Genomic DNA, 1,320 nt, shown 5'->3' with positions numbered 1-1,320 from the left:
GGCCAGGCCTCAGCATTTTATTATGGTGATCCCCTGGGCGAAATGCGCCTGGTAAGCAGAGTTTTTGAAATGTAAGGCCTTTGAATAAGACAAAAGGCTGCCTCATCGCTAACTTTGCAACAGTGCCGTATTTGCAGTACCAGCGTACGGCCCACAGAATGATGTCACGCTGAAAATGCCGGCCTTTGAATGGGTTCATGTGCAGCTCCATCAGCAAAAGGGGATGATAAGTTTATCACCACCGACTATTTGCAACAGTGCCGATAAAAATATATCATCATGAACAATAAAACTGTCTGCTTACATAAACAGTAATACAAGGGGTGTTATGAGCCATATTCAACGGGAAACGTCTTGCTCGAGGCCGCGATTAAATTCCAACCTGGATGCTGATTTATATGGGTATAGATGGGCTCGCGATAATGTCGGGCAATCAGGTGCGACAATCTATCGATTGTATGGGAAGCCCAATGCGCCAGAGTTGTTTCTGAAACATGGCAAAGGTAGCGTTGCCAATGATGTTACAGATGAGATGGTCAGACTAAACTGGCTGACGGCATTTATGCCTCTTCCGACCATCAAGCATTTTATCCGTACTCCTGATGATGCATGGTTACTCACCACTGCGATCCCCGGGAAAACAGCATTCCAGGTATTAGAAGAATATCCTGATTCAGGTGAAAATATTGTTGATGCGCTGGCAGTGTTCCTGCGCCGGTTGCATTCGATTCCTGTTTGTAATTGTCCTTTTAACAGCGATCGCGTATTTCGTCTCGCTCAGGCGCAATCACGAATGAATAACGGTTTGGTTGATGCTAGTGATTTTGATGACGAGCGTAATGGCTGGCCTGTTGAACAAGTCTGGAAAGAAATGCATAAGCTTTTGCCATTCTCACCGGATTCAGTCGTCACTCATGGTGATTTCTCACTTGATAACCTTATTTTTGACGAGGGGAAATTAATAGGTTGTATTGATGTTGGACGAGTCGGAATCGCAGACCGATACCAGGATCTTGCCATCCTATGGAACTGCCTCGGTGAGTTTTCTCCTTCATTACAGAAACGGCTTTTTCAAAAATATGGTATTGATAATCCTGATATGAATAAATTGCAGTTTCATTTGATGCTCGATGAGTTTTTCTGATAGTTAGTCTTTGTAGAGACACAAACCTGAAATTCCGGACACCGCGCTTGGCACTGTTGCAAATAGTCGGTGGTGATAAACTTATCATCCCCTTTTGCTGATGGAGCTGCACATGAACCCATTCAAAGGCCGGCATTTTCAGCGTGACATCATTCTGTGGGCCGTACGCTGGTACT

The 1,320-nt window shown here is 44.8% G+C and carries 1 protein-coding gene and 1 pseudogene; one reads left to right on the top strand and one right to left on the bottom strand.

Translation table 11 applies throughout. The annotated features are described in order from the left end of the window. Window positions 1-199 (bottom strand): annotated as a pseudogene (locus tag FTV29_RS15220) (hypothetical protein); the annotation flags it as partial. Window positions 200-328: 129 nt separating this feature from the next. Between FTV29_RS15220 and FTV29_RS14955 the strand changes: the two are divergent. Then, window positions 329-1,144 carry an aminoglycoside O-phosphotransferase APH(3')-Ia gene (locus FTV29_RS14955; protein WP_000018326.1) on the top strand — a complete coding sequence of 272 codons (816 nt, stop codon included), beginning with the start codon at window positions 329-331 and terminating at the stop codon, window positions 1,142-1,144. Window positions 1,145-1,320: the final 176 nt, after the last annotated feature.

The organism is Acinetobacter sp. YH12254 (genome assembly GCF_013417415.1).
Taxonomy (GTDB): Bacteria; Pseudomonadota; Gammaproteobacteria; order Pseudomonadales; family Moraxellaceae; genus Acinetobacter; species Acinetobacter pseudolwoffii.
Note: the sequence above shows the minus strand (reverse complement) of the source record. Positions and strands in the feature narration are given on the sequence as shown.